The organism is Burkholderia semiarida, from assembly GCF_029268935.1.
GTDB lineage: Bacteria > Pseudomonadota > Gammaproteobacteria > Burkholderiales > Burkholderiaceae > Burkholderia > Burkholderia semiarida.
In genome coordinates, this window is record NZ_JAHLCL010000005.1 from 782,690 (window position 1) to 803,169 (window position 20,480).

The window sequence follows — 20,480 nt, forward strand, 5'->3', positions numbered from 1 at the left end:
CGACACGGCAACACGCCGGCACGCCCGCCGGCGTCCGGCGTGCTCGACACACGTTTCCTCCCCCTTCTCGCTCACGCGTCGCGCGGCGCCCGCATCCGCGCGAACGCGTCGCGCAAATCCGCGCAGAACGCATCGCCGATCATCGACAGCGGCTGCGACGCGGACGTCACCAGGTAGAAGTGATCGGGCACGGCCGGCTCGAACGGCTTGACGGCCACGCGCTCGCCCGCATACGCGGCCGTCACCGGATCGATCAGCGCGGCGCCCGCGCCGTTCGCGACGAACGCGACGATCGTCCGTGACAGTTGCGCCTCGATCGACAGCACGCGCGCCACGCCGGCTTCCACGAAAACGCGGTCGATCGCGCTGCGCGCCTCGAAACTCGGCGGAAACGAGATGAACGGTTCGCCGCGCAGATCGGCCGGCCGCACGACGCGCTTGCGCGCGAGCCGGTGCCCGCGCGGCACGATGCAGCGCATCGCGCTTTCCGCGAGCCGCTCGCCGCGCACGGCCGGATGCGGAACGGGCTCGGCGATCAGCCCGACATCGCACTGCCCCGACGCGACCTTGTCGACGACGGTCGACGCACTGTGCGCGAGCAGCGTGATGTCGACGCCCGGATGCGCGTGCGAAAACCGCGTGACGAGCTCCGGCAGCAGATCGAGCGCGACGGCGGGCGAGCCGGCCACGCGCAGCGTGCCGCGCCGCATCGCGCGGATCTGCTCGGCAGCCTGCGCGACGCGATCGAGGCCGACGAACGCGCGCTCGACTTCCTCGTACAGCACGCGCGCCTGCGCGGTCGGCGTGAAGCGGCCCTGCTGCCGCTCGAACAGCACGAAGCCGATCCGCGCCTCGAGATCGGCGATCAGCCGGCTCACGGCCGGCTGCGAGATATGGAGCTCGCGCGCCGCGCGCGTGACGGTATGACGCTGCATCACCGCACGAAACGCTTCGATCTGGCGAATCCTGAGCGAGGGCGTGGTCATAACATTGGATTATGGATCGTTGATCAAGCTGTATTGGACAGCCCATTTTGCCTGTCCGAACATCGGTTCCGCAACGTACCGAAAGCAAGGAGCCGCGCCGCCATGGGATATAACACGCAACCGCCTGACCCGCGACAACGGAGCCGCGCATGACCGCGCGCCGCTTCGACGTCGTCGTGGCCGGCGGCGGCCTCGTCGGCATGGCCATCGCGTGGGGACTCGCGCGTCTCGGCCAACGCGTCGCGGTGTGCGACGGCGACGACATCGCGTTTCGCGCGGCGCGCGGCAATTTCGGGCTCGTGTGGGTGCAGGGCAAAGGCGGCCGCTGCCTGCCGTATGCGCGCTGGTCACGCGAATCGTCCGAGCGCTGGCATGCGTTCGCCGCGCAGTTGCAGCGCGAAACGGGCGTGGACTGCGCGTTCGAACGCCCGGGCGGCATCGAGCTGTTCGAACATCGCGCGGAACTCGACGGCGCGACCGACCTGCTCGAATCACTGCGCCGGCAGGAAGCCGCGCTGTCATACGAAGTACTCGATCCGGCAGCGCTGCGCCGTCTCGTTCCCGCGGCATCGCCGTCGCTCGCGGGCGCGCTCTGGTCGCCGAACGACGGTCACGCGAATCCGCTCGCCACGCTGCGCGCGATGCTGCAGGCATTCCAGCAGTGCGGCGGCATCTATCTGCCGCGCAGCGAAGTCGCCGAGATCCGCCCGCGCGCCGGGCGCTTCGAGATCGACACACGCGATGCGCGGCTCGCAGCCGCGCGCGTGGTGCTCGCGGCCGGCCTCGACAACGCGCGGCTCGCGCCGATGGTCGACCTGCGCGCGCCGATCTCGCCGTTGCGCGGCCAGATCATGGTCACCGAGCGCGTCGCGCCGTTTCTCGACTATCCGACGCTCGTCGTCCGGCAGACCTCGGAAGGGTCGGTGTTGCTCGGCGACTCCGCCGAAGACGTCGGCTTCGACGACGGCCAGACGCGCCCGGCGATGGTCGACATCGCGCGCCGCGCCCGCACCGCGTTCCCGGCGCTGGCCCATGCGCGCATCGTGCGCGCGTGGGGTGCGCTGCGCATCATGACGCCCGACGGCTTGCCCGTCTACGAAGCGTCGGCCACGTATCCCGGCGCATTCATCGCGATCTGCCACAGCGGCGTGACGCTCGCGGCGGCCCACGCCGATCTCGTCGCGCCGTGGATCGCCGGCGGCGCCGCGCCGGCCGACCTGTCCGCCTTTACCACCGCGCGCTTCGCCGCGCCCACGGAAGCCCGGCATGTTTGAATCCCTCATTCCCCCCGCCGCGATGCTCGACCACGTGCGCATCCATATCGACGGCACGCCGCACGACGTGCCCGCACACGACAGCGTCGCGGCCGCGATGCTCGCCGCCGGTTCGGCCGCGTGCCGCACGAGCGCCGTGAGCGGCGCGCCGCGCGGCCCGTTCTGCATGATGGGCGTGTGCTTCGACTGCCTCGTCGAAATCGATGGCGTGCCGAATGTGCAAGGCTGCATGACGCTCGTCGCCGACGGCATGCAGGTGCGCACGATGCACGGCAAGGCGAGGTTCGCATGACGCGCCGCCAGTGCGATCTGCTGATCGTCGGCGCCGGGCCGGCCGGAATGGCGGCGGCGATTGCCGCGCGCGCGGCCGGCTTGTCGGTGGTCGTCGCGGACGAGGGCCGCGCGCCTGGCGGCCAGATCTACCGCAACGTGGCCGATGCGCCGGCGCCGCTCGCGCAATGGCTCGGCGCCGACTACACGGCCGGCCGCCCGCTCGTGGACGGCCTGCTTGCCAGCGGCGCGCATTACCTACCGCGCAGCGTCGTGTGGCAAATCGCGTTCGAGCCGGAACCCGTCGCGATGCTCACGCAAGGCGGCCCGTCGTGCGGCACGCTCGACATCGGCGCGCGCGCGGTGCTGATCGCGACCGGCGCGCAGGAGCGGCCGTGGCCGGTACCCGGCTGGACGTTGCCCGGCGTGATGGGCGTCGGCGCCGCGCAGACGCTGCTGAAAGCGTCGGGGCTCGCGCCGTCGACGGACGCCGTGCTCGCGGGCAGCGGCCCGCTTTTGTGGCTGTTCGCCGCGCAATTGCTGAATGCCGGCCGGCGCGTGCGCGCGCTGGTCGATACGACACCGCGCGATGCGTGGCGCCGCGCGCTCCCGCATGCGCTGCCGGCACTGCGCGGCGCCGACTATCTGCTCAAGGGCTGGCGCATGCTGCGCGCGGTGCGCCACGCCGGAATTCCCGTCCATCGCGGCGCGACCGACGTCCGCATCGACGGCGACGACCGCGCCGAACGCATTCGCTTTCGCGACGCGCACGGCGTCGCGCAAGCGCTCGACACGTCGCTCGTGCTGCTGCATCAGGGCGTCGTTCCGTCGACGCAGCTCGCGCGCTCGCTCGGCTGTGCCCATGAATGGGACGAGTCGTCGGCATGCTGGCGGCCGCGGTGCGACGCGCGCGGCCGCAGCAGCGTACCGCACGTGTGGATCGCGGGCGACGGCGCCGGCATCGGCGGCGCGCGGGCGGCGGCACTGGCCGGCGAAATATCAGCGCTCGACATCGCCGTGCAACTCGGTGCGCTCGATGCGCAACGGCAGGCTGCACGCGAACGCCCGGTGCTGCACGCATTGCGTCGCCATCTCGCGGTGCGCCCGCTGCTCGATGCGCTGTACACGCCGCCCGCCGCGCTGCGCCGCCCCGACGACGACACGATCGTGTGCCGCTGCGAGGAAGTCACGGCCGGCGAGATCCGCCAGCTCGCGACGCTCGGCTGCCAGGGGCCGAACCAGATGAAGGCGTTCACGCGCTGCGGGATGGGCCCGTGCCAGGGGCGCTGGTGCGGCACGACGGTCGGCGAGCTGATCGCCGACGTGCAGCAGCGCAGCGTCGGCGACGTCGGTCACTACCGGATCCGCGCGCCGATCAAGCCCGTCACCGTCGGCGAGATGGCCGACGCCCTCGAACTGTCGAACGATTTTCAGCGCGGCGAATTCCCGAGCTGACGCGCATGCCCACTCTTCCCCACACGAACGGAGCCTTACCATGAAGACGCGCATCACGATTCTCCTTGCCGCCGCCGCGATGGCCGTCGCGTCGCTGGCGTCGGCGAAGGAATGGACGACCATCCGCATCGGCGTCGATCCGACCTACCCGCCGTTCGAATCGACCGCGACCGACGGCAGCGTGAAGGGCTTCGACATCGATCTCGGCAACGCGCTGTGCGCGAAGCTGAAGGCGAAATGCGTGTGGGTGTCGAGCAGTTTCGACGGGCTGATTCCGGGGCTGCAAGCGCGCAAGTTCGACGTGATCCTGTCGTCGATGGCCGCGACCGAACAGCGGCGCCGGCAGATCGACTTCACCGACCGCCTGTACCGCAACCAGACGCGGCTGATCGCGCGTACCGGGTCGGGGCTGCTGCCGGACGCGGCGAAGCTCGCCGGCAAGCGCGTCGCGGTCGAACAGGGCACGGTGCAGGAAACCTATGCGCGTGAGAAATGGGCGGCCGCGAAGGTCGAGGTCGTGCCGTATCCGAGCTACGACCAGGCGTATGCGGATCTCGTCGCCGGGCGCGTCGACGGCGTGCTGATGGATGCGGTGCAAGGCCAGCTCGGATTCCTGGCGACGCCGCGCGGCAAGGGCTTCTCGTTCGCGGGCGGCGTGGTGTACGACGCGAAGATCATGGGCAACGGCGATGCGGCCGGCGTGCGGAAGGCCGACACCGACCTGCGCGACGCACTGAACCGCGCGATCGCGCAGATTCGCGGCGACGGCACCTACGACACGATCCAGTCGAAATATTTCGACTTCGACATGTACGGGAATTGACGACACGCGTGCGCGCGCCGCGTCGGGGCAGGCAAGTGGATCCGGTCCGGGTTGCATGGACAAGTCCCTTTGGGACACAATCTTCCAATCTTGAGTCCGATAAGGTCTGACATGCTCGACATCCGCCAGCTTCAATATTTCATCGCGGTCGCGGAAGAGGAACACGTCGGCCGCGCCGCCGAGCGCCTGCACATCTCGCAATCGCCGCTCAGCCGCCAGATCGCGCAGCTCGAGGAAAAGCTCGGCCTCACGCTGTTCGAACGCAGCCAGCAGCGCATTCGTCTGACGCGCGACGGGCGCACGTTCCTCGGCGAAACGCGCGCGTTCCTGCGCCACGCGAACCGGCTCGAATCGCTCGCGCGCCGGCTCGGTCGCGGCGACGAAGGCGGCCTCTGCATCGGCTACCTCGAAACGGCCACGCACTCGGGCGTGCTGCCGCGCGCGTTGAAAACGCTGCGCGCCGGGCGGCCGTCCGTTCACATCGCTTTGTACAACTATCAATCGGCCGCGCAGCTCGAAGGCTTGCGCGAGCGCAGCCTCGACATCGCGCTCGTCACCGAGCCGCCCGCGCCGGACGATCCCGAACTCGATTCGACGAAGGTGCTGGACGATCCGATGCTGCTCGCGATGCCCGACGGGCATCCGCTCGCGAAGAAAAAGACGCTCGTCGCCGACGATCTCGCCGCGCAGGCGTGGATCGGCGTCACGCAGCAGGACAGCGCGCCGCGTCACAGCGCGTTCGTCGCGGCCTGCGCGAAGGCCGGTTTTTCGCCGGACATTTCAGTGGAAGCGACCGAGCCGCTCGCCGCGCTGGGCCTCGTCGCGGCCGGGCTCGGCGTGACGATGATCCAGCAGAGCCTGCGTCACCAGGTGCCGGAAGGCGTCGTGCTGCGCGAGCTGCCGTGGTTCAGCTACCGCACGCCGCTGTGGGCCGCATGGCACAAGGTCAATCTGCGGCCGCTGGTCGGAATCTTCCGCGAGATCCTGACCGGCGAGGAAGTCGTCGAGACAGCGGCGAAATAAATGCGCGAACGCGCGGGGCGTCGTTGCATCACGGCGCCTTACGCGCCTGTCGCGAGTGTCGCGATCGCTTCGCGACCCTGACTGTCCTCGCGCCTCGCGGCTTCCGCTTCCGGTCATCGCCTTTCAGGATCGACGATCGGCCGGCAGCGGCGCATTGGCCGCGATCAGACCTTGTTCGCGCATCTCGCGCCAGAAGTCGGCCGGAATCGCCACGTTCAGCGCCGCCTGGTCTTCCGCGATCCGTTCCGGGCGGCTCGCGCCCGGGATCACCGCGACGGTGGCCGGATGCGACATCGAGAACTGCAGCGCGGCAGCCTTGATCGGTACGTCGTAGCGCGCGGCGATCGCCTTGATCCGCTCCACCTTCGCGAGGATTTCCGGCGACGCCTTCTGGTATTCGAAGTGCGTGCCGCCCGCGAGCACGCCCGAGCTGTACGGGCCGCCGACGACGATCCCGACGCCGCGCGCGGCCGCCGCCGGCATCACGCGCTGCAGCGCGCGTTCGTGATCGAGCAGCGTGTAGCGGCCGGCCAGCAGCATGCCGTCCGGTTGCGGCTCGGCGAGGTCGAGCACCAGCTCGATCGGTTCGACGCGGTTCACGCCGAGGCCCCATGCGTTGATCACGCCTTCTTCGCGCAGCTTGCTCAGCACGCGGAATGCGCCCTTGCGCGCCACTTCGAATTGCGCGAGCCATTCGTCGCCGTAGAAGTCCTGCGCGATGTCGTGCACCCACACGATATCGAGGCGGTCGGTGCGCAGGCGTTTCAGGCTGTCCTCGATCGAGCGCAGCGTCGCGTCAGCCGAGTAGTCGTTGACGATGCGGTTCGGCCGGCCGTGTTCGAACAGGCCGCCCTTTTCGCCGAGGTCGCGCGCCGACACGTCTTCGATTTCGTCGAGAATCACGCGGCCGACCTTCGTGCTCAGCACGTATTCGTCGCGCGGATGGTTCGCCAGCGCGTCGCCGAGGCGGATTTCCGCGAGGCCGGCGCCGTAGAACGGGGCCGAATCGAAATAGCGGATGCCGTGTTGCCACGCGGCTTCGACGGTGGCCGCGGCTTCCGCGTCGGGGATGTTGCGGAACATGTTGCCGAGCGGGGCGGTACCGAAACCGAGGATCTTGTGGCCGGGCAGCGCGAGACTCATGATTTTCTCCAGGGAACGAGGGAAAGCGGGTTCAGTCTAGGGAAGCGGGTTAAGTCTGTCCAAGACGGAATTCGACACAGTTGAGTCCCGCAAGGTCTGATAGGCCGATTCGCGGCCCGTTTCGATCGCGAGCCGCGGCGCCTGTTCGGGCGAGACGCCCGGCCCGCAACGCGGCCGACCGAATTCACGTTCGATTCGTGACTCGGGATCAAAAATGATTTAGCCCGACAGTCGTTTTTCCGCGACGCCGCCGTACCTATATTGGCTGCACACGCAACGACATCGACGTCGTCGACGTTGGTTGCGGTTCACTCGACCAGACAGGTACCCATGATGAAAACGCTCGTTACTTCCACGCTTGTCGCACTGATCCTTTCCGCACCGGCGCTGTCGTTCGCGCACCAGGCCGACCATCAACTGACCCGCGCCGAAGTGAAGGCCGAAATGGCGCGCCTCGTGGCCGTCGGCTACACCCCGGCGATGGATCACAACCAGTATCCGGCCGCGATTCTCGCCGCCGAAAAGCGTGTGCGTGAAAACGCCGTCGCACAAGGCGCGCCGAATGCCGCCTCGGCCGCGGACAAAACCGGCTACGGCAACGAAGCCCGCACCACCGACGAATCCGGCCGCGCGATGATGGTCAACGGTCGCGACTCGATCTATCGCGGTCATTGAGTCCCGTCGGCGCGCAAGAGAGCACGCCTTTCGATACGCGCAACCGCTCGCCCTTCCCCTCCGCATGGCCGGCCCGGATCGCCTGAACAGGCATTCGGGCCGCGCGTCGTCACTGCACTTCAGCTCCCTCGCCCTGCTCCTCGAAACAGGCTGGCCCGTCGCCGCTGCAGGCAGCGATTCGTGACTGCGCAGTACAAGTTCTTATGCCGCTTCATCCGTTTATCCGCCGCGCGCCGCGCACGATACTTCGCACGGTCCGGCGCCACGCGCCCCACTCGACATTTCGCACGCATATGAACCGATATCCAGGATTGAAGCGCATCGCGCGGCCAGCCGTGCTGGCCGCCGTTCCGCTGGCCGCGCTGTTCGCGTTGTCCGGCTGCCAGTCGGACGACAAGGCGCCGGCCGCGACGCCAGGCGTGATCGTCAGCGCGCCCGTCGCGCGCGACGTCAACGACGTCGACGTCTACACCGGCCGCTTCGAAGCGGTCGACACCGTCGACGTGCGCCCGCGCGTGAGCGGCTATCTCGACAAGGTCGCGTTCCAGGACGGCGCGCTCGTCCGCAAGGGCGACCTGCTGTTCGTCATCGACCCGCGTCCGTACCAGGCGGCCGTCACGGCCGCGCAGGGCGCGCTCGAACGCGCGCAGTCGCAACTGAAGCTGAGCCGGCAGGATTTCGAGCGCGCGAGCATCCTGATCAAGACCGATACGATCGCGCAGAGCCTTTACGACCAGCGCAGGCAGGCGGTGCAAAGCGCGCAGGCCGAAGTGACGAGCGCGCAAGGCGCACTGGAGCGCGCGCGGCTCGACCTGTCGTTCACGCGCATCGTCGCGCCGATGTCCGGCCGCATCAGCCGCAAACTCGTGAGCGAGGGCAATCTCGTGAAAGGCGGCGACAGCGACGCGACCGTGCTGACGACGATCGTGTCGCAGGATCCGATCGACATCTATTTCGACGTCGACGAGGAAAGCTACCTGCGCTATACGCGCGAAGCGCGAAAAAGCGGCGACAACGCGTCGTCGCGGCAGGTCGCGATCGCGCTGCCGGGCGATGCGCAGCCGTCGCTGACGGGGACGATGGATTTCGTCGACAACCGCCTCGATGACTCGACCGGCACGCTGCGCCAGCGCGCCCGCGTCGCGAATCCGGACCGGCGTCTGAGCCCCGGCCAGTTCGGCCGCGTGTACCTGTCGAGCCGCGTCGCGCACCGCGCGCTGCTCGTGCCGGATACGGCCGTCGCGACCGATGCGACGCGCCGCGTGCTGTACTTCGTCGACGCGAACGGCACCGTCGCGATCCGTCCGGTGACGCCGGGCCGCCTGTACGGCAACCTGCGCGAAATCGCCGCGGGGCTGAACGCGAGCGATCGCGTGATCGTCGACGGCTTCCAGCGCGTGCAGGCCGGCGACAAGGTCAAGGCCGTGCCGCGCGCGATCGAAGCGGCCACGGCGGCCCGCGCGGCGAACGGCACGACCGGGAGCGCGCAATGAATCTCGGCCGCCTGTCCGTGCAGCAGCCGGTGCTCGCGATCGTCCTGTCGATCGTGCTGACGATCGCCGGCGCGCTGGCCTATTTCTCGCTCGCGGTCTCCGAGTATCCGGACATCGCGCCGCCGACCGTCGTGATCCAGGCGACCTATCCGGGCGCCTCCGCGGAAACGGTCTCGCAAACGGTGTCGACGCCGATCGAACTGGAAGTGAACGGCGTGGAAGACATGCTGTACATGTACAGCCAGGCGACGTCGGACGGCAGCCTGAACATCACCGTGACGTTCAAGCCCGGCACCGACGTCGACAAGGCGCAGGTGCTCGTGCAGAACCGCGTCGCGCTCGCGACGCCGCGCCTGCCCGAGCCCGTGCAGCGCAGCGGCGTGTCGGTGCGCAAATCGTCGCCGACGCAGCTCGGCACGATCTTCCTGTACTCGCCGGACCAGCGCTACGATCCGCTGTACGTGTCGAACTACGCGATCCGCAACGTCGCGGACGTGCTCAAGCGGATCGAGGGCGTCGGCGACATCAACCCGCTCGGCGCGCGCGAATACTCGATGCGCATCTGGCTCGACCCCGAGCGCGTCGCGTCGTTCGGCCTGAGCCCGGCCGACCTGATCGCCGCGGTACGGTCGCAGAACACGCAGCTCGCGGGCGGCGTGGTCGCGCAGGCGCCGATCACGAACCAGGCGTTCCAGCCGAACCTGATCTTCGAAGGGCGGCTCAAGCGCCCCGAGGATTTCAGCGACATCGTCGTCAAGCAGGGCAAGGACGGCAGGCTCGTGCGGATGAAGGACGTGGCACGCGTCGAAGTGGGCGCACTCGCGTATGCGACCGACAGCTACATGCTGCGCCACCCGACGATCGCGCTGCAGGTGCTGCAGCAGCCCGGCGCGAACGCGGTCGCGACGATGGCCGCGGTCGAGAAGAAGATGGCCGAGCTGGCCACGGACTTCCCGAAGGGCATCGTCTACAACATCGGCTACAACCCGACCGCGTTCATCGGCGACAGCATCCACGAACTCGTCAAGACGATCTACGAAGCCGTCGTACTCGTCGTGTTCGTCGTGCTGCTGTTCCTGCAGGGCTGGCGGCCGTCGATCATCCCGATCCTGTCGATTCCGGTGTCGCTCGTCGGCACGTTCGCGGCGATGGCCGTGCTCGGCTATTCGATCAACAACCTGACGCTGTTCGGCCTCGTGCTCGCGGTGGGGATCGTCGTCGACAACGCGATCGTCGTGGTCGAGAACGTCGAGCGGCACCTGTCGGCCGGCGCCCGGCCACGCGATGCGACGCTGCTGACGATGAAGGAAGTCGGCGGCGCGCTGTTCGCGATCACGCTCGTGCTGTGCGCGGTGTTCGTGCCGACCTCGTTCATTCCCGGCATCTCGGGCCAGTTCTTCCGCCAGTTCGGCGTGACGATCGCCGTGTCGACCGCGATCTCGTTCTTCACGTCGGTGACGCTCGCGCCCGCGCTGTCCGCGATGATGCTGAAACCGCACGCCGGCGACCATGACGCACCGGCGCCGGCATCCCGCATCGCCGCACCGTTCGCGCCGGCGATGCGCGCCGCACGGCGTTTCTCGAACGCGTTCAACCGCGTGTTCCAGCGCCTGTCCGATGCGTATGGCCGGCTGGTCCGCAAGATCGTCCGGATCGTCCCCGCGATGGTCGCCCTGTACGCGGTGCTGATCGCCGCGACCGGCTATCTGCTCGTGTCGAGCCCAAAGGGCTTCATTCCCGCGCAGGATCGCGGCTACCTCGTGGTGCTCGTGCGGACACCCGACGGCGCGACGCTGGAGCGCACCAGCGCGGTCGCGCGCAAGATCGAGGACATCGCGCTGTCGGTGCCCGGTGTCGCGCGCGTGCCGGTGTTCTCCGGCGTCAACGCGGCGACCGGCACGAACTCGGCGAACAGCGCCGGCCTGTTTCCGGTATTCCAGCCCTGGCCGGAACGCAGCAAGCAGGGCCTGACGATCGAGAAGATCGCGGCCGAGATGCGCCGACGGCTGGCGAGCATCACCGAAGCGTCGATCGTCGTCGCGATGCCGCCGCCGGTGCAGGGCCTCGGCAGCACGGGCGGCTTCGCGATGCGGCTCGAAGATCGCAACGGCCTCGGCACGGCTGCGCTCGCGAAGGCGACGCAGGATCTCGTCGCGGCCGCCAACCGCACGCCCGGCATGGTCGGCGTCTACACGCCGTACTCCGCGACGAGCCCGCAGGTGCACGTCGAGCTCGACCGCGAGAAGGCCGAGATGCTCGGCGTGCCGAGCGAGGCGATCAACGACGCGGTCGAGACGTATTTCGGTTCGACCTACATCAACGACTTCAACATCGTCGGGCGCACCTACCGCGTGACCGCGCAGGCGGACCTGCCGTTCCGCGTCGGCGCGTCGGATCTCGCGCGGCTGAAGGTACGCAACCGCGACGGCGAGATGGTGCCGATCGGCAGCGTGACGCGTATCGACGACATGCTCGGCGTCGATCGCGCACCGCGCTACAACCTGTATCCGGCCACCGAAATCAACGGCGATACCGCGCCGGGCCTCGGCTCGGGCTTCGCGATCAAGACGATGGAAACGCTCGCGAAACAGGTGCTGCCGCCCGGCATTTCGTTCGAATGGACCGATCTGTCGTACCAGCAGACCACGGCCGGCAACACGGGGCTGCTCGTGTTCCCGCTGTGCGTGCTCCTCGTCTATCTGGTGCTCGCCGCGCAGTACGGTAGCTGGAGCCTGCCCGTATCGATCCTGCTGATCGTGCCGATGTGCCTGCTTGCCGCATCGCTCGGCGTGCGCGCGCTCGGCCAGGACGTGAACATCCTCACGCAGATCGGCTTCATCGTGCTGGTCGGGCTCGCCGCGAAGAACGCGATCCTGATCGTCGAGGTCGCGAGGCAGCTGGAGGCCGGCGGCGCCGCGCTCGTCGAGGCCGTCGTCGAGGCATGCGTGCAGCGGCTGCGCCCGATCGTGATGACGTCGCTCGCGTTCATCCTCGGCGTGCTGCCGCTCGTGATCTCCGAAGGCGCGGGCGCGGAAATGCGCCAGGCGGTCGGCGCCGCGGTGTTCTTCGGAATGATCGGCGTGACGTTCTTTGGGCTGCTGTTCACGCCCGTGTTCTATGTGATGGTTCGCCGGCTCGCGATGCGCAAGACCGCTGTCGCAGCCGTCGCGACGGAGGGAGTGCAATGAAGTTCGTTCGACTCGTGGCCGCGCTGTCCGCCGCGGCCGTCCTGGCCGCGTGCACGAGCGCGCCGGTCGCCACCGTCACGCCGCCGCCTCTGGCGGCGACCTATGCGAACGCGGATCTCGCGGCCGGCGGCCCGGCCGCCGACACCGGTGCGTGGTGGCATGGCTTCCACGATCCGATCCTCGACCGGCTGGTCGACACCGCGCTCGCGAACAACCTCGACCTGCAGGCGGCCGTCGCACGCATCGACGCAGCCCGCGCGGTGCGGATCGGCGCGGCGTCGCAATGGTTCCCGTCTCTCGACCTGAATGCCGGTGCCAGCCGTCGGCGGCTGTCCGCCTCGCAGGCGTTCCCGACCGATACGCCGACGACGGGCAACGCATTCGACCTGAATGCGAGTCTTGCCTGGGAAATCGACATCTTCGGCCGCATCCGTCAAGGCGTGTCGGCGGCCGACGCGGATATCGCATCGGCGCAAAACGATGCGGCGGCCGTGCGGATCGCGACGATCGACGAAACCGTGCGGACCTACGTGACGGTGCGCGGCCTCGAACAGCGGCTCGCGCTGGTCGAAGCCAACGCGTTGAGCCAGCGCAGCACCGAGGAATCGACACGGCGCCTGTTCGACGCGGGCGTCGTGCCGGTAGCCGACGTCGACCGCGCCGCCGCGCAGACGGAAACGACGCTGGCCGAGCTGCCCGCGCTGCAACTGCAGCGGCAGGCCGCGATCCATCGGCTGTCGATCATCACCGCGTCGACGCCGCAGGAGGTCTATGCGCGGCTCGACCCGCTCGCGCCCGCGCCGGTGTGGACCGCCGCCGCACCGGGTATCGGCACGCCGGCCGACCTGCTGCGCCGGCGGCCCGACGTGCGCGCGGCCGAGGCACGCGTCGTCGCGGCCTATGCGCGCATCGGCGTGGCCGAGGCCGACCTGAAACCGCACCTGCAACTGATCGGCGTGATCGGCGCGGCGATCGACGGCTTCTCGGGCGCGTCGCTCGCGCGTTCGCTCGCGTGGATGGCCGGCGCCGGCGCGAGCGCGCCGCTGTTCGACGGTGGACGGCGACGCAGCGTCGTCGCGCTGCGTCGCGCGCAGGCCGACCAGGCGCTCGCCGCCTATCGCACGGCGGTGCTGACGGCCGTCGGCGACGTCGAGACATCGGTGGCCGCCGCCGCCCGCAATCACGGCCGGACCGAGCGCCTCGAGCGCGCGGTGTCGAATGCGCGCGGCGCCTATACGCAGATCAACCGGTCGTGGCGCAGCGGCGAATCGGCGTTCATCGATACGCTCGAAGTACAGCGTGCGCTGCTCGCGGCCGAGGATTCGCTCGCGCAGGCACGCACCGATGAAATGCTGAGCCAGGTCAGGCTGATGAGCGCGCTGGGGGAGTAGGCGCGCGGTTCGGGTTCGACCGATGCGCGAAGGGCGACGGGTTCGATGTCATTCGAACCCGTCGCCCTGTTCACTGCATGGCCGGTGACGTGCCGTGCCGGTTCAGTCGATGTCGCCGCCTGCCTTCAATTGCGCGCCCACATAGTCGAGAAAGCTGACGATGCGCGACGACAGCGTCGCATTGCGATAGAACACCGCGTGAATCGGCTGGCGAAACTCGACCGTGTCGTCGACGAGCAGTTCGACGAGGCTGCCGTCGCGGCGATGCGTGCCCGTCATGTAGTCCGCGAGGCACACGATGCCCGCGCCAGCGAGCGCGAGCGTCAGCAGCGTCTCGCCGCTCGACGCCTGCAGCGCCGGATGAATGCGGTACACGCTACCGTCCGCGGCGCGCAGCGGCCATTGGTTCAGCGTTTCCGGCTGCACGAAACCGAGCAGCGTATGGTTCGCGAGATCGGCGACGCTCGCCGGCACGCCGGCTTTCTCCAGATAGGCCGGGCTCGCCAGAATGCGCAGCCGGCTGCTGCCGAGCCGGCGCGCATGCAGCGTCGAATCGCGCAGCTCGCCGATCCGGATCGCGACGTCGGTGCGCTGTTCGAGCAGGTCGATGATTTCATCGCTCGTATGGAGTTCGACCGCGATCGCCGGATACGCTTCGCGAAAGCCCGGCATCATCGGCGCGATCACGTGCTGCATGAACGGCATCGCCGCATTGATCCGCAACCGCCCGGCCGGTGCCTCGCGCTGGCTGACGATCTGTTCCTCGGCGAATTCGACCGACGCGATGATCTCGCGCACGTAGTCGAGAAAGAGCTTGCCCTCCTCGGTCAGTTCGAGGCGGCGCGTCGTGCGGCGAATCAGCGTGGTGTCGAGTTTTTCCTCGAGGCGCCGCAGGATCCGGCTCATCACCGAGGTCGGCTGGTGCAGTTTGTCGGCCGCCCCCGTCAACGAACCGGTATCGGCGATGGTCACGAACGCGAGCATCTCGTCGAGGGTCGTCTTCATGGTCGGCACTCGTCAGCGGTATCAGGGACCGTCACGATAGTGCCCACGCACCCGTTTGATAAGCGGGCGCACGCGCGAATGACAGTTGATTTCGATTCAATAATTCCCGCCGAATAGTGTCCGGACAATCGGCGTGAAGCGGGAGGGTTACCGCCCGTCGCCGAGCGCCCCGAGGATCCGGTAGGCAACCTTCACGCGATCCTCGATCGGCACGTTCCCGTTCGCGAGCATCACGATCGCGATCCGCTTCGCGGGAACGAACGCGACGTACGTGCTGAAGCCGGCGGTCGAGCCCGTCTTGTTGATCCACGTCGCGGCGCTCGGGGCGAGCGGCGGCTGGATCGCGCTGGCCGGCACCGCATCGAACAGCATCTTCGGCGCATTGCCCGCGAGCAGCGTCGGCAGCGTGACCGGGTACGGATACTGTTCCCAGATCAGATCCTGCGTCAGCAGCCCCGCGCGGAAATAGCCGGTGTGCGTGCGGTCGATCGCGCGCTGCAGGCGCGGCGCGGTCTGGATCATTCCCATGTTCGCCTGCACGAAACGCAGCAGGTCGGCCGCCGTGGTCCGCACGCCGTACGCCGGCTGCCACAGCATGCCCTCCGTCATTCGCACGGGCTTGCCGTCCTTCGTGTAGCCCTGCGCATAGTCGGCCATCCGCGCGGCGGGTACGTCGATGTACGTATGCGTCATCCCGAGCGCGGGGAAGAGCCGCTGCTCCATCAGCGTCGCGAAATCCTGGTGCATCGCCTTCGCGGTGAGCCAGCCGAGCATGCCGATCGAGACGTTCGAATACTTGCGATGGGTGCCCGGCGCATACTCGGGCCGCCATGCGCGGAGATAGCGGATCAGGCCCGCGTCGTCGCGAATGCCGTCCGGCACCTGCAGCGGCGTTCCGCCGGGCGTGTGCGTGCCGAGCTGAAGCAGCGTCACGACGCCAAACGGCTTGCCCTGCAGCTCGGGCAGATATCTGGCCGCGGGGTCCGCGAGCGACAGTTCGCCGCCTTCCTGCGCGTCCGCGGCGAGCGTCGCGGTCAGCGTCTTGCTGACCGAGCCGATCTCGAACAGCGTGTCGCCCGTCACCGGCTTGCCGGTCTGCTTCGACATCACGCCGTAGTCGAACACGTAGGGCTTGCCGTCGGCGACGACGCCGATCGCCATGCCGGGAATCGCGTACTGCTTCATCAGCGGCGCGATATGGCGGGTGACGGTGTCGTGGAGGTCGTCCTGCGTGACGGCGGCCGCGCGACCGGCGGTGGCGGTCGCGCATGCGGCGACGAACAGGGTCGCGGCGAAGCGTGTCGCGTTGAATCGCATGAGTGCGGTTCCTTTCGATTTCCGATGGTTGCATGGGCAACGGGTCCGGCGGCGCCGCGCACAGAGGGCGGCGCCACCGGCCTGTCGAAGCAGGACTATCCGTTATCGCCCGGCCGCCAACAATCGACGATATGTTGCGCGAGCCGAAAGAAAAACTTATGAGGTACGGCGAATGGCACCTTGTCGAAAATCGACGGAAAAGAGATAAGCCTCGTCAGATCTGCAAGCGCTGGCCTGCCGTGCGATTGATTCACCCGCCCGGATCGAGGTCGAACTCGGCCTGCGGGCGGACCTGCCCAAGTGGCAAATCATGCAGCGCGTGCCGTGGATTCCGCCGATAGCTTGATGGTCAGAACGCGCCCGGCAGCGGGCCGCGCGCCGCGCCTGCATGTCACCCCGGCAGCCGGTCGAGAAACGCGAGCATCGCCGCATTGAACCGCGCGGGCCGCTGCAGCGGCGCGAAATGGCTCACGCCGGGCAGGATCGTCAGCGTCGCGCCCGGGATCGTGTGCGCCAAGTACGCCGCATGCTCGGGCCGGATGAATTCGTCGTGCTCGCCCTGCACGATCGCAACCGGCACGGCGATCGCCGCGAGATCCTGCGCGGTGTAATTCGGTTGCGTGCGCATCATTTCGCTGACGGCGGCGACGAACGCGTCGAACTGATCCGGTGTCGCCGACAATCGCGCGTAGTCCTTGCGATGCCGCGCGAAACAGCGGTCGATCAGCGGGCTCGGCGCCATCTCCTTCGTGCCGCCCGGATCCATGTTGCACGCGAAGAAGAACACGCCGGCCGCGCGTTCCGGTGCGCGAGCGGCCAGCACGAGCGCGATGCATGCGCCGTCGCTCCAGCCGACGAAGCGTGCACGATCGACGTGCAGCGCGTCGAGGACAGCCAGCACGTCCGATGCCATGCGTTCGTACGAATAGGGGCCGTCGTCGCGCGTGCTGCGGCCGTGGCCGCGGCTGTCGATCACGATCGCGCGGTAGCCGGCCGCGAGCAGCGCCGGCACCTGGTTGCCCCAGTTGCCGCCGTGGCCGAGGCCGCCGTGCAACAGCACGACCGCCGGCCCCTGGCCGTACGACGCGTGCCAGATGCGCGCGCCGTCGTGGTCGAGCCATCCTTCGGCATCGGCGGCCGGCAGCGGCGGGCCACCGTGCGCGTCGAAGCGGACGAGTTCGTCGTCGTCGAGTTCCGCATTCATCGTTCAGCCGTCCTTGAGAAGGAGACGCGCTTGCGATTGTAATGCGTGCGGCCGATGCCGCCGTGGCCGCTCAGGCCTGCGTCGACACCAGCCCGCCCGCCTGCGAGCCGCCGGATTTCGCGAGCGCCGCGGCAAGTTGCGCGATCGCCGTCGCGAGCGCGGCCGAGATCGTGCTGGCTTCCGCGCTCAGCGACTGCTGTTCGACGGCCGCGGACGGGTCGTCCTTCGCCCGCTGCGCCGCGGCGGCCATCTGCCGCTCCAATGTCGCGAGTTGCTTCTGCAGCCGCTCGATCAGCGCCTTCAACTGGGCGACCGCCGGGTCTTCCGACGATGCACCGGCCGCGCCGGGCGTTTCGCCGGCGGCGCCGGTGGCATCCTTCGTGGCGGCGGTGCTCGACGTGTCAGTCGCTGCGGCGGCACCTGTCGCGCCCGTTGCGCCCGTCGTACTCGCGGCATCCGTCGCGCCGCCGGTCAACGGTCTCGCGGCGGCCGGGTTCGTGGTCATGGCGCTGTCCGCGAGCGGGGATCGCGCGGTCGTGGAGAAATCGATCTGCATCGTGTCGGTCCGTGTGTCGGTTGACGAAGTGACATGGCGGAAATCGCCTTCCAGTTCGTTTACGGCATTCATCACACGAAACTTGAATATCGGGGGTCGGGTGGATTACTGCACGATGACCGAAATTGATCGCGAAAGGGCCAGATTCGCGGCATGGCGGCGCTGGTAAAATCGCCGCTTCGCCGGCTGGATACGCACGTCGGACGCTCGTTCGGGCCCGAGCGCGCGATGCCGCCGGCTTCGACTCCGGCCTGTCGAGGCGCGGCACGCAACGTCTGCCGACGACGCCCTCGCGGCTTCCCGGGTCGCCTTTTCCGTCCGCCTGCACGCGTGCCCCGCTCACCGCCCGAGCGGCGAACGCCGTGCGGCACGCATTCACCTCATCACGCATTCGAGGAACACACGATGGCCCGCATCGGCGCCTTCTGCATCACGACGTGGCTCGCCGCCGCGATTCTCTACTTCGGCCAGCACTCGGTCGCGATGATCGTGCTCAGCGGTGTCGTGGTATTCGGCGGGTTCGATCTGCTGCGTCCGTAACGGCACGGCCGTACCGTCCGGTGCAAGCGCATCGGGCGCTTCTTTCCGCGCGCATCCTCGCGTGCGCGTCGCCGGTTCGCCCGCTCCTTCATCCGTTGAGGAAGCGCGTGCCGTTCACGGCCGAACGGCCCGCGCAGGTTCCGTCGCCACGAGCCGTGAACAAAGCCCGTTCAGCGCGGCAGCGTCCTCAACGAAGACGGCCCGCCCGTCAGCGCGATCCGCTTGCCCGTATCGCGCAGCTTGCCGCCTTCGACCGCATACAGCGCAAGCTGCCGTTCGACGTTGAACTGCACGATCACGTGCCGGCTGTCGGCGGTAAACACGATGCCCTGAGCGGCTTCGCCGCCCGGCACCTCGCTCACCTTCACGGCCTGCCCGTCGCGGATCTCGAACAGCAGCACCTTGCCGAGCTTGCGGCGGCCGGGGTTGTCGGCCGTCAGGTTCGAGCCGTCCATCGCCTGCACCGCGATCCATCTCCCGTTCGGCGAAATCGCGACGCCTTCCGGCAGCGACGGCACCGTCAGGTACTGCACCGTGCGAAACGGCACGCGCGACACGTCGATCAGCGCGACCGAATCGGCGTCGCCCGCGAGCGTGCCCGTGTAACCGGGCAGCCCGGCGAGCCCGACGTTGCTGACGACGGCCCAGCGGTTGTCGCTCGACACGTCGATCGTGTACGGCGCGACGCCCGTGCTCAGCCGCGTGCCGCTGTCGGTCACCTTGCCGTCGTCGACGTTCAGCACCGCGATGCCCTGCTCGTCGCGCAGCGACACGAGCGCATGCTTGCCGTCGTGCGTGAAGCTGATTCCGGCCAGCCGCTTCTTGCCGATTTTCAGGGTGCCGTCGAGCGTCACCTGCGTGCCGTCGATGCGCAGGATCGACACGCTGCCGTCGACGTTGGCGACGAGCGCGAGCCGGCCCGAGCGGTCGATCGCGATCCCTTGCGGATGCGTGCCGAGCTCGACGCGCGTGATCGCGGGCGGCGCGGTGTCGAGATTCACGACTTGCAGGAACGTGTCGAACACGAGCTGCTTCGCGGCCGTGTCGTAGCGCGTCGGCGCGCCGACGAGCGCGAGCTTCGCGTCGGGCGTGATCGCGACGGCCTGCGGCGGCCCCTGGATGCCGTTCTCGACGTCGATCTGCGCCGCGACCTTCGGCGGGAACGTGCTGGCGTCGAGCAGCGTCAGCGTGTCGGCGGGCGGGGACGGCAGAAAGGTGTCGCGGCCCTCGACACGCTGGTACTTGCCGTCGTTGCCGGACACGATCCAGTCGGCGGCGTGCACGGCGACGGCCGTCGTGGCGAGGGTCAGCGCGGCGAGCAGGCGCGCGCCGCGCGGGCGGAAAGGATTCGAATGCATGGCGGTCGGTTCTCCGGATCGGTTGCGGACGCAATGAATTGCCCGGCCCTGCTGCCCGACGGGCCGGCGCCATCGGATGATGCCCGAAAGCGCGCGCGCCCGGCGTCTCGCACCCGGTTCGGTTCCGTCAATCCGTGCGTCGCGTGCCCGACGGCCACTCGACGACGTCGTCGAGCGGATACACCGACCGCGCGGGCCGCTCGTAGCGGAACAGCCCGAAGTCCGAGCCCGTCACGCCGCGGCTGTCGCATTCGACCAGCGCGGATGCAATCGGCACGAACACCGGCCGGCAATGCCCGTCGCGCGAAACGGTTCGCGCCGCACGCTGATCGGGAACCCCATGCCTGCGGCGCGGCGGCGTACCGGGGCGGCACGCGTCAGCGCGCCGGCGTGCGGATTTTCCCGTCGACCTTCAACGTGCGCCGGTCGCGCGCGACCTCGTACTCGACCGTCTGCGCGGGCGCGACCGCGCCATAGGATCGGCCGTTGACGTAGACGACGCCGTCGTGCAACTCGACCCGGTCGCCGTTGACCGTCGCGGCGGCGCTGTCGCCCTGCAATACCGCGCCCGAACAACCGGCCGTCGAAAAGCTGCGGACCGACGCGCCCGCCATCGCGGCGTTTCCGCCGCCCCGATCCGCCGCATGCGCGGCGCTGCACGGCGGCGCGTCCATCGCGCCGGCGGCATGAAGCGGCGCCGCGCCGATGCCACTGCCGGCAAGCAACGCGATCGTCATCGGCAACAGCTTGTTCATCGTGATCTCCGTGGTCCGCGGTCG

18 protein-coding genes and 1 pseudogene are annotated in these 20,480 nt (G+C 68.9%); 10 read left to right on the top strand and 9 right to left on the bottom strand.

Annotated features, from left to right (window positions below):
* Positions 1-71: 71 nt before the first annotated feature.
* On the bottom strand, positions 72-986 hold the full coding sequence (locus tag KPB06_RS10295; protein ID WP_275905473.1) for a LysR substrate-binding domain-containing protein: 915 nt from the start codon (positions 984-986) through the stop codon (positions 72-74).
* A 149-nt stretch (positions 987-1,135) separates the two neighbouring features.
* Between KPB06_RS10295 and KPB06_RS10300 the strand changes: the two genes are divergently transcribed.
* The 5 genes from KPB06_RS10300 (at position 1,136) to KPB06_RS10320 (ending at position 5,831) form a co-directional block, all read left to right on the top strand.
* Positions 1,136-2,260, top strand: coding sequence for an NAD(P)/FAD-dependent oxidoreductase (locus tag KPB06_RS10300; RefSeq protein WP_275905472.1), 1,125 nt, complete (start codon positions 1,136-1,138; stop codon positions 2,258-2,260).
* The gene (locus KPB06_RS10305) at positions 2,253-2,552 is read left to right on the top strand and encodes a (2Fe-2S)-binding protein (RefSeq protein WP_089465956.1); all 300 of its coding nucleotides are present in this window, start codon (positions 2,253-2,255) and stop codon (positions 2,550-2,552) included. Before KPB06_RS10300 ends, KPB06_RS10305 begins: the two co-directional genes overlap by 8 nt.
* Entirely contained in the window at positions 2,549-3,985 is a 1,437-nt protein-coding gene (locus tag KPB06_RS10310; protein ID WP_275905471.1) for an FAD/NAD(P)-dependent oxidoreductase, read from the top strand. The genes KPB06_RS10305 and KPB06_RS10310 overlap by 4 nt, the downstream gene beginning before the upstream one ends.
* 40 nt (positions 3,986-4,025) lie before the next feature.
* Positions 4,026-4,808, top strand: a complete 783-nt coding sequence (locus KPB06_RS10315; RefSeq protein WP_275905470.1) for an ABC transporter substrate-binding protein — start codon at positions 4,026-4,028, stop codon at positions 4,806-4,808.
* Positions 4,809-4,919: 111 nt separating this feature from the next.
* Entirely contained in the window at positions 4,920-5,831 is a 912-nt protein-coding gene (locus tag KPB06_RS10320) for a LysR family transcriptional regulator (protein WP_275905469.1), read from the top strand.
* Between the two features lie 123 nt (positions 5,832-5,954).
* Here KPB06_RS10320 and KPB06_RS10325 read toward each other — a convergent pair whose 3' ends face one another.
* On the bottom strand, positions 5,955-6,974 hold the full coding sequence (locus KPB06_RS10325) for an aldo/keto reductase (RefSeq protein ID WP_275905468.1): 1,020 nt from the start codon (positions 6,972-6,974) through the stop codon (positions 5,955-5,957).
* Positions 6,975-7,304: 330 nt separating this feature from the next.
* On the opposite strand from KPB06_RS10325, the gene KPB06_RS10330 reads away from it, so the two are divergent.
* The 4 genes from KPB06_RS10330 (at position 7,305) to KPB06_RS10345 (ending at position 13,721) form a co-directional block, all read left to right on the top strand.
* Positions 7,305-7,649: a DUF4148 domain-containing protein gene (locus KPB06_RS10330; protein ID WP_180278287.1), complete on the top strand. Its 345-nt coding sequence runs from the start codon at positions 7,305-7,307 to the stop codon at positions 7,647-7,649.
* A 293-nt stretch (positions 7,650-7,942) separates the two neighbouring features.
* On the top strand, positions 7,943-9,142 hold the full coding sequence (locus KPB06_RS10335; protein WP_275905467.1) for an efflux RND transporter periplasmic adaptor subunit: 1,200 nt from the start codon (positions 7,943-7,945) through the stop codon (positions 9,140-9,142).
* Positions 9,139-12,330: an efflux RND transporter permease subunit gene (locus KPB06_RS10340; RefSeq protein WP_275905466.1), complete on the top strand. Its 3,192-nt coding sequence runs from the start codon at positions 9,139-9,141 to the stop codon at positions 12,328-12,330. The genes KPB06_RS10335 and KPB06_RS10340 overlap by 4 nt, the downstream gene beginning before the upstream one ends.
* A complete protein-coding gene (locus tag KPB06_RS10345; protein ID WP_104013083.1) occupies positions 12,327-13,721 on the top strand; it encodes an efflux transporter outer membrane subunit in 1,395 nt (464 codons plus the stop codon). The genes KPB06_RS10340 and KPB06_RS10345 overlap by 4 nt, the downstream gene beginning before the upstream one ends.
* A 102-nt stretch (positions 13,722-13,823) precedes the next feature.
* Here the strand turns inward: KPB06_RS10345 and KPB06_RS10350 are convergent, their stop codons facing one another.
* The 4 genes from KPB06_RS10350 to KPB06_RS10365 all read right to left on the bottom strand — a co-directional run bounded on the left by KPB06_RS10350 (position 13,824) and on the right by KPB06_RS10365 (position 17,803).
* On the bottom strand, positions 13,824-14,726 hold the full coding sequence (locus KPB06_RS10350; RefSeq protein ID WP_060009163.1) for a LysR substrate-binding domain-containing protein: 903 nt from the start codon (positions 14,724-14,726) through the stop codon (positions 13,824-13,826).
* A 147-nt stretch (positions 14,727-14,873) separates the two neighbouring features.
* Entirely contained in the window at positions 14,874-16,043 is a 1,170-nt protein-coding gene (gene ampC / locus KPB06_RS10355; RefSeq protein WP_275905465.1) for a class C beta-lactamase, read from the bottom strand.
* A gap of 391 nt (positions 16,044-16,434) precedes the next feature.
* On the bottom strand, positions 16,435-17,247 hold the full coding sequence (locus KPB06_RS10360) for an alpha/beta fold hydrolase (protein WP_226233198.1): 813 nt from the start codon (positions 17,245-17,247) through the stop codon (positions 16,435-16,437).
* Positions 17,248-17,317: 70 nt separating this feature from the next.
* Positions 17,318-17,803, bottom strand: coding sequence for a hypothetical protein (locus KPB06_RS10365; RefSeq protein WP_275905464.1), 486 nt, complete (start codon positions 17,801-17,803; stop codon positions 17,318-17,320).
* 405 nt (positions 17,804-18,208) lie between these two features.
* On the opposite strand from KPB06_RS10365, the gene KPB06_RS10370 reads away from it, so the two are divergent.
* Positions 18,209-18,343, top strand: coding sequence for a hypothetical protein (locus KPB06_RS10370; RefSeq protein WP_006767081.1), 135 nt, complete (start codon positions 18,209-18,211; stop codon positions 18,341-18,343).
* A gap of 170 nt (positions 18,344-18,513) precedes the next feature.
* Here KPB06_RS10370 and KPB06_RS10375 read toward each other — a convergent pair whose 3' ends face one another.
* From KPB06_RS10375 to KPB06_RS10385, 3 genes and pseudogenes are all read right to left on the bottom strand, one after another.
* Entirely contained in the window at positions 18,514-19,701 is a 1,188-nt protein-coding gene (locus KPB06_RS10375; protein ID WP_059579331.1) for a beta-propeller fold lactonase family protein, read from the bottom strand.
* A gap of 127 nt (positions 19,702-19,828) precedes the next feature.
* Positions 19,829-19,996 (bottom strand): annotated as a pseudogene (locus KPB06_RS10380) (M81 family metallopeptidase); the annotation flags it as partial.
* Between the two features lie 82 nt (positions 19,997-20,078).
* Positions 20,079-20,456 carry a sugar ABC transporter ATPase gene (locus KPB06_RS10385; RefSeq protein WP_275905463.1) on the bottom strand — a complete coding sequence of 126 codons (378 nt, stop codon included), beginning with the start codon at positions 20,454-20,456 and terminating at the stop codon, positions 20,079-20,081.
* Positions 20,457-20,480: the final 24 nt, after the last annotated feature.

Excerpts from the sequence above, each read along its gene's own strand:
- KPB06_RS10295 (WP_275905473.1), bottom strand. The coding sequence starts at position 986 with ATGACCACGCCCTCGCTCAGGATTCGCCAGATCGAAGCGTTTCGTGCG.
- KPB06_RS10300 (WP_275905472.1), top strand. The coding sequence starts at position 1,136 with ATGACCGCGCGCCGCTTCGACGTCGTCGTGGCCGGCGGCGGCCTCGTC.
- KPB06_RS10305 (WP_089465956.1), top strand. The coding sequence starts at position 2,253 with ATGTTTGAATCCCTCATTCCCCCCGCCGCGATGCTCGACCACGTGCGC.
- KPB06_RS10310 (WP_275905471.1), top strand. The coding sequence starts at position 2,549 with ATGACGCGCCGCCAGTGCGATCTGCTGATCGTCGGCGCCGGGCCGGCC.
- KPB06_RS10315 (WP_275905470.1), top strand. The coding sequence starts at position 4,026 with ATGAAGACGCGCATCACGATTCTCCTTGCCGCCGCCGCGATGGCCGTC.
- KPB06_RS10320 (WP_275905469.1), top strand. The coding sequence starts at position 4,920 with ATGCTCGACATCCGCCAGCTTCAATATTTCATCGCGGTCGCGGAAGAG.
- KPB06_RS10325 (WP_275905468.1), bottom strand. The coding sequence starts at position 6,974 with ATGAGTCTCGCGCTGCCCGGCCACAAGATCCTCGGTTTCGGTACCGCC.
- KPB06_RS10330 (WP_180278287.1), top strand. The coding sequence starts at position 7,305 with ATGATGAAAACGCTCGTTACTTCCACGCTTGTCGCACTGATCCTTTCC.
- KPB06_RS10335 (WP_275905467.1), top strand. The coding sequence starts at position 7,943 with ATGAACCGATATCCAGGATTGAAGCGCATCGCGCGGCCAGCCGTGCTG.
- KPB06_RS10340 (WP_275905466.1), top strand. The coding sequence starts at position 9,139 with ATGAATCTCGGCCGCCTGTCCGTGCAGCAGCCGGTGCTCGCGATCGTC.
- KPB06_RS10345 (WP_104013083.1), top strand. The coding sequence starts at position 12,327 with ATGAAGTTCGTTCGACTCGTGGCCGCGCTGTCCGCCGCGGCCGTCCTG.
- KPB06_RS10350 (WP_060009163.1), bottom strand. The coding sequence starts at position 14,726 with ATGAAGACGACCCTCGACGAGATGCTCGCGTTCGTGACCATCGCCGAT.
- ampC (WP_275905465.1), bottom strand. The coding sequence starts at position 16,043 with ATGCGATTCAACGCGACACGCTTCGCCGCGACCCTGTTCGTCGCCGCA.
- KPB06_RS10360 (WP_226233198.1), bottom strand. The coding sequence starts at position 17,247 with ATGAATGCGGAACTCGACGACGACGAACTCGTCCGCTTCGACGCGCAC.
- KPB06_RS10365 (WP_275905464.1), bottom strand. The coding sequence starts at position 17,803 with ATGCAGATCGATTTCTCCACGACCGCGCGATCCCCGCTCGCGGACAGC.
- KPB06_RS10370 (WP_006767081.1), top strand. The coding sequence starts at position 18,209 with ATGGCCCGCATCGGCGCCTTCTGCATCACGACGTGGCTCGCCGCCGCG.
- KPB06_RS10375 (WP_059579331.1), bottom strand. The coding sequence starts at position 19,701 with ATGCATTCGAATCCTTTCCGCCCGCGCGGCGCGCGCCTGCTCGCCGCG.
- KPB06_RS10385 (WP_275905463.1), bottom strand. The coding sequence starts at position 20,456 with ATGAACAAGCTGTTGCCGATGACGATCGCGTTGCTTGCCGGCAGTGGC.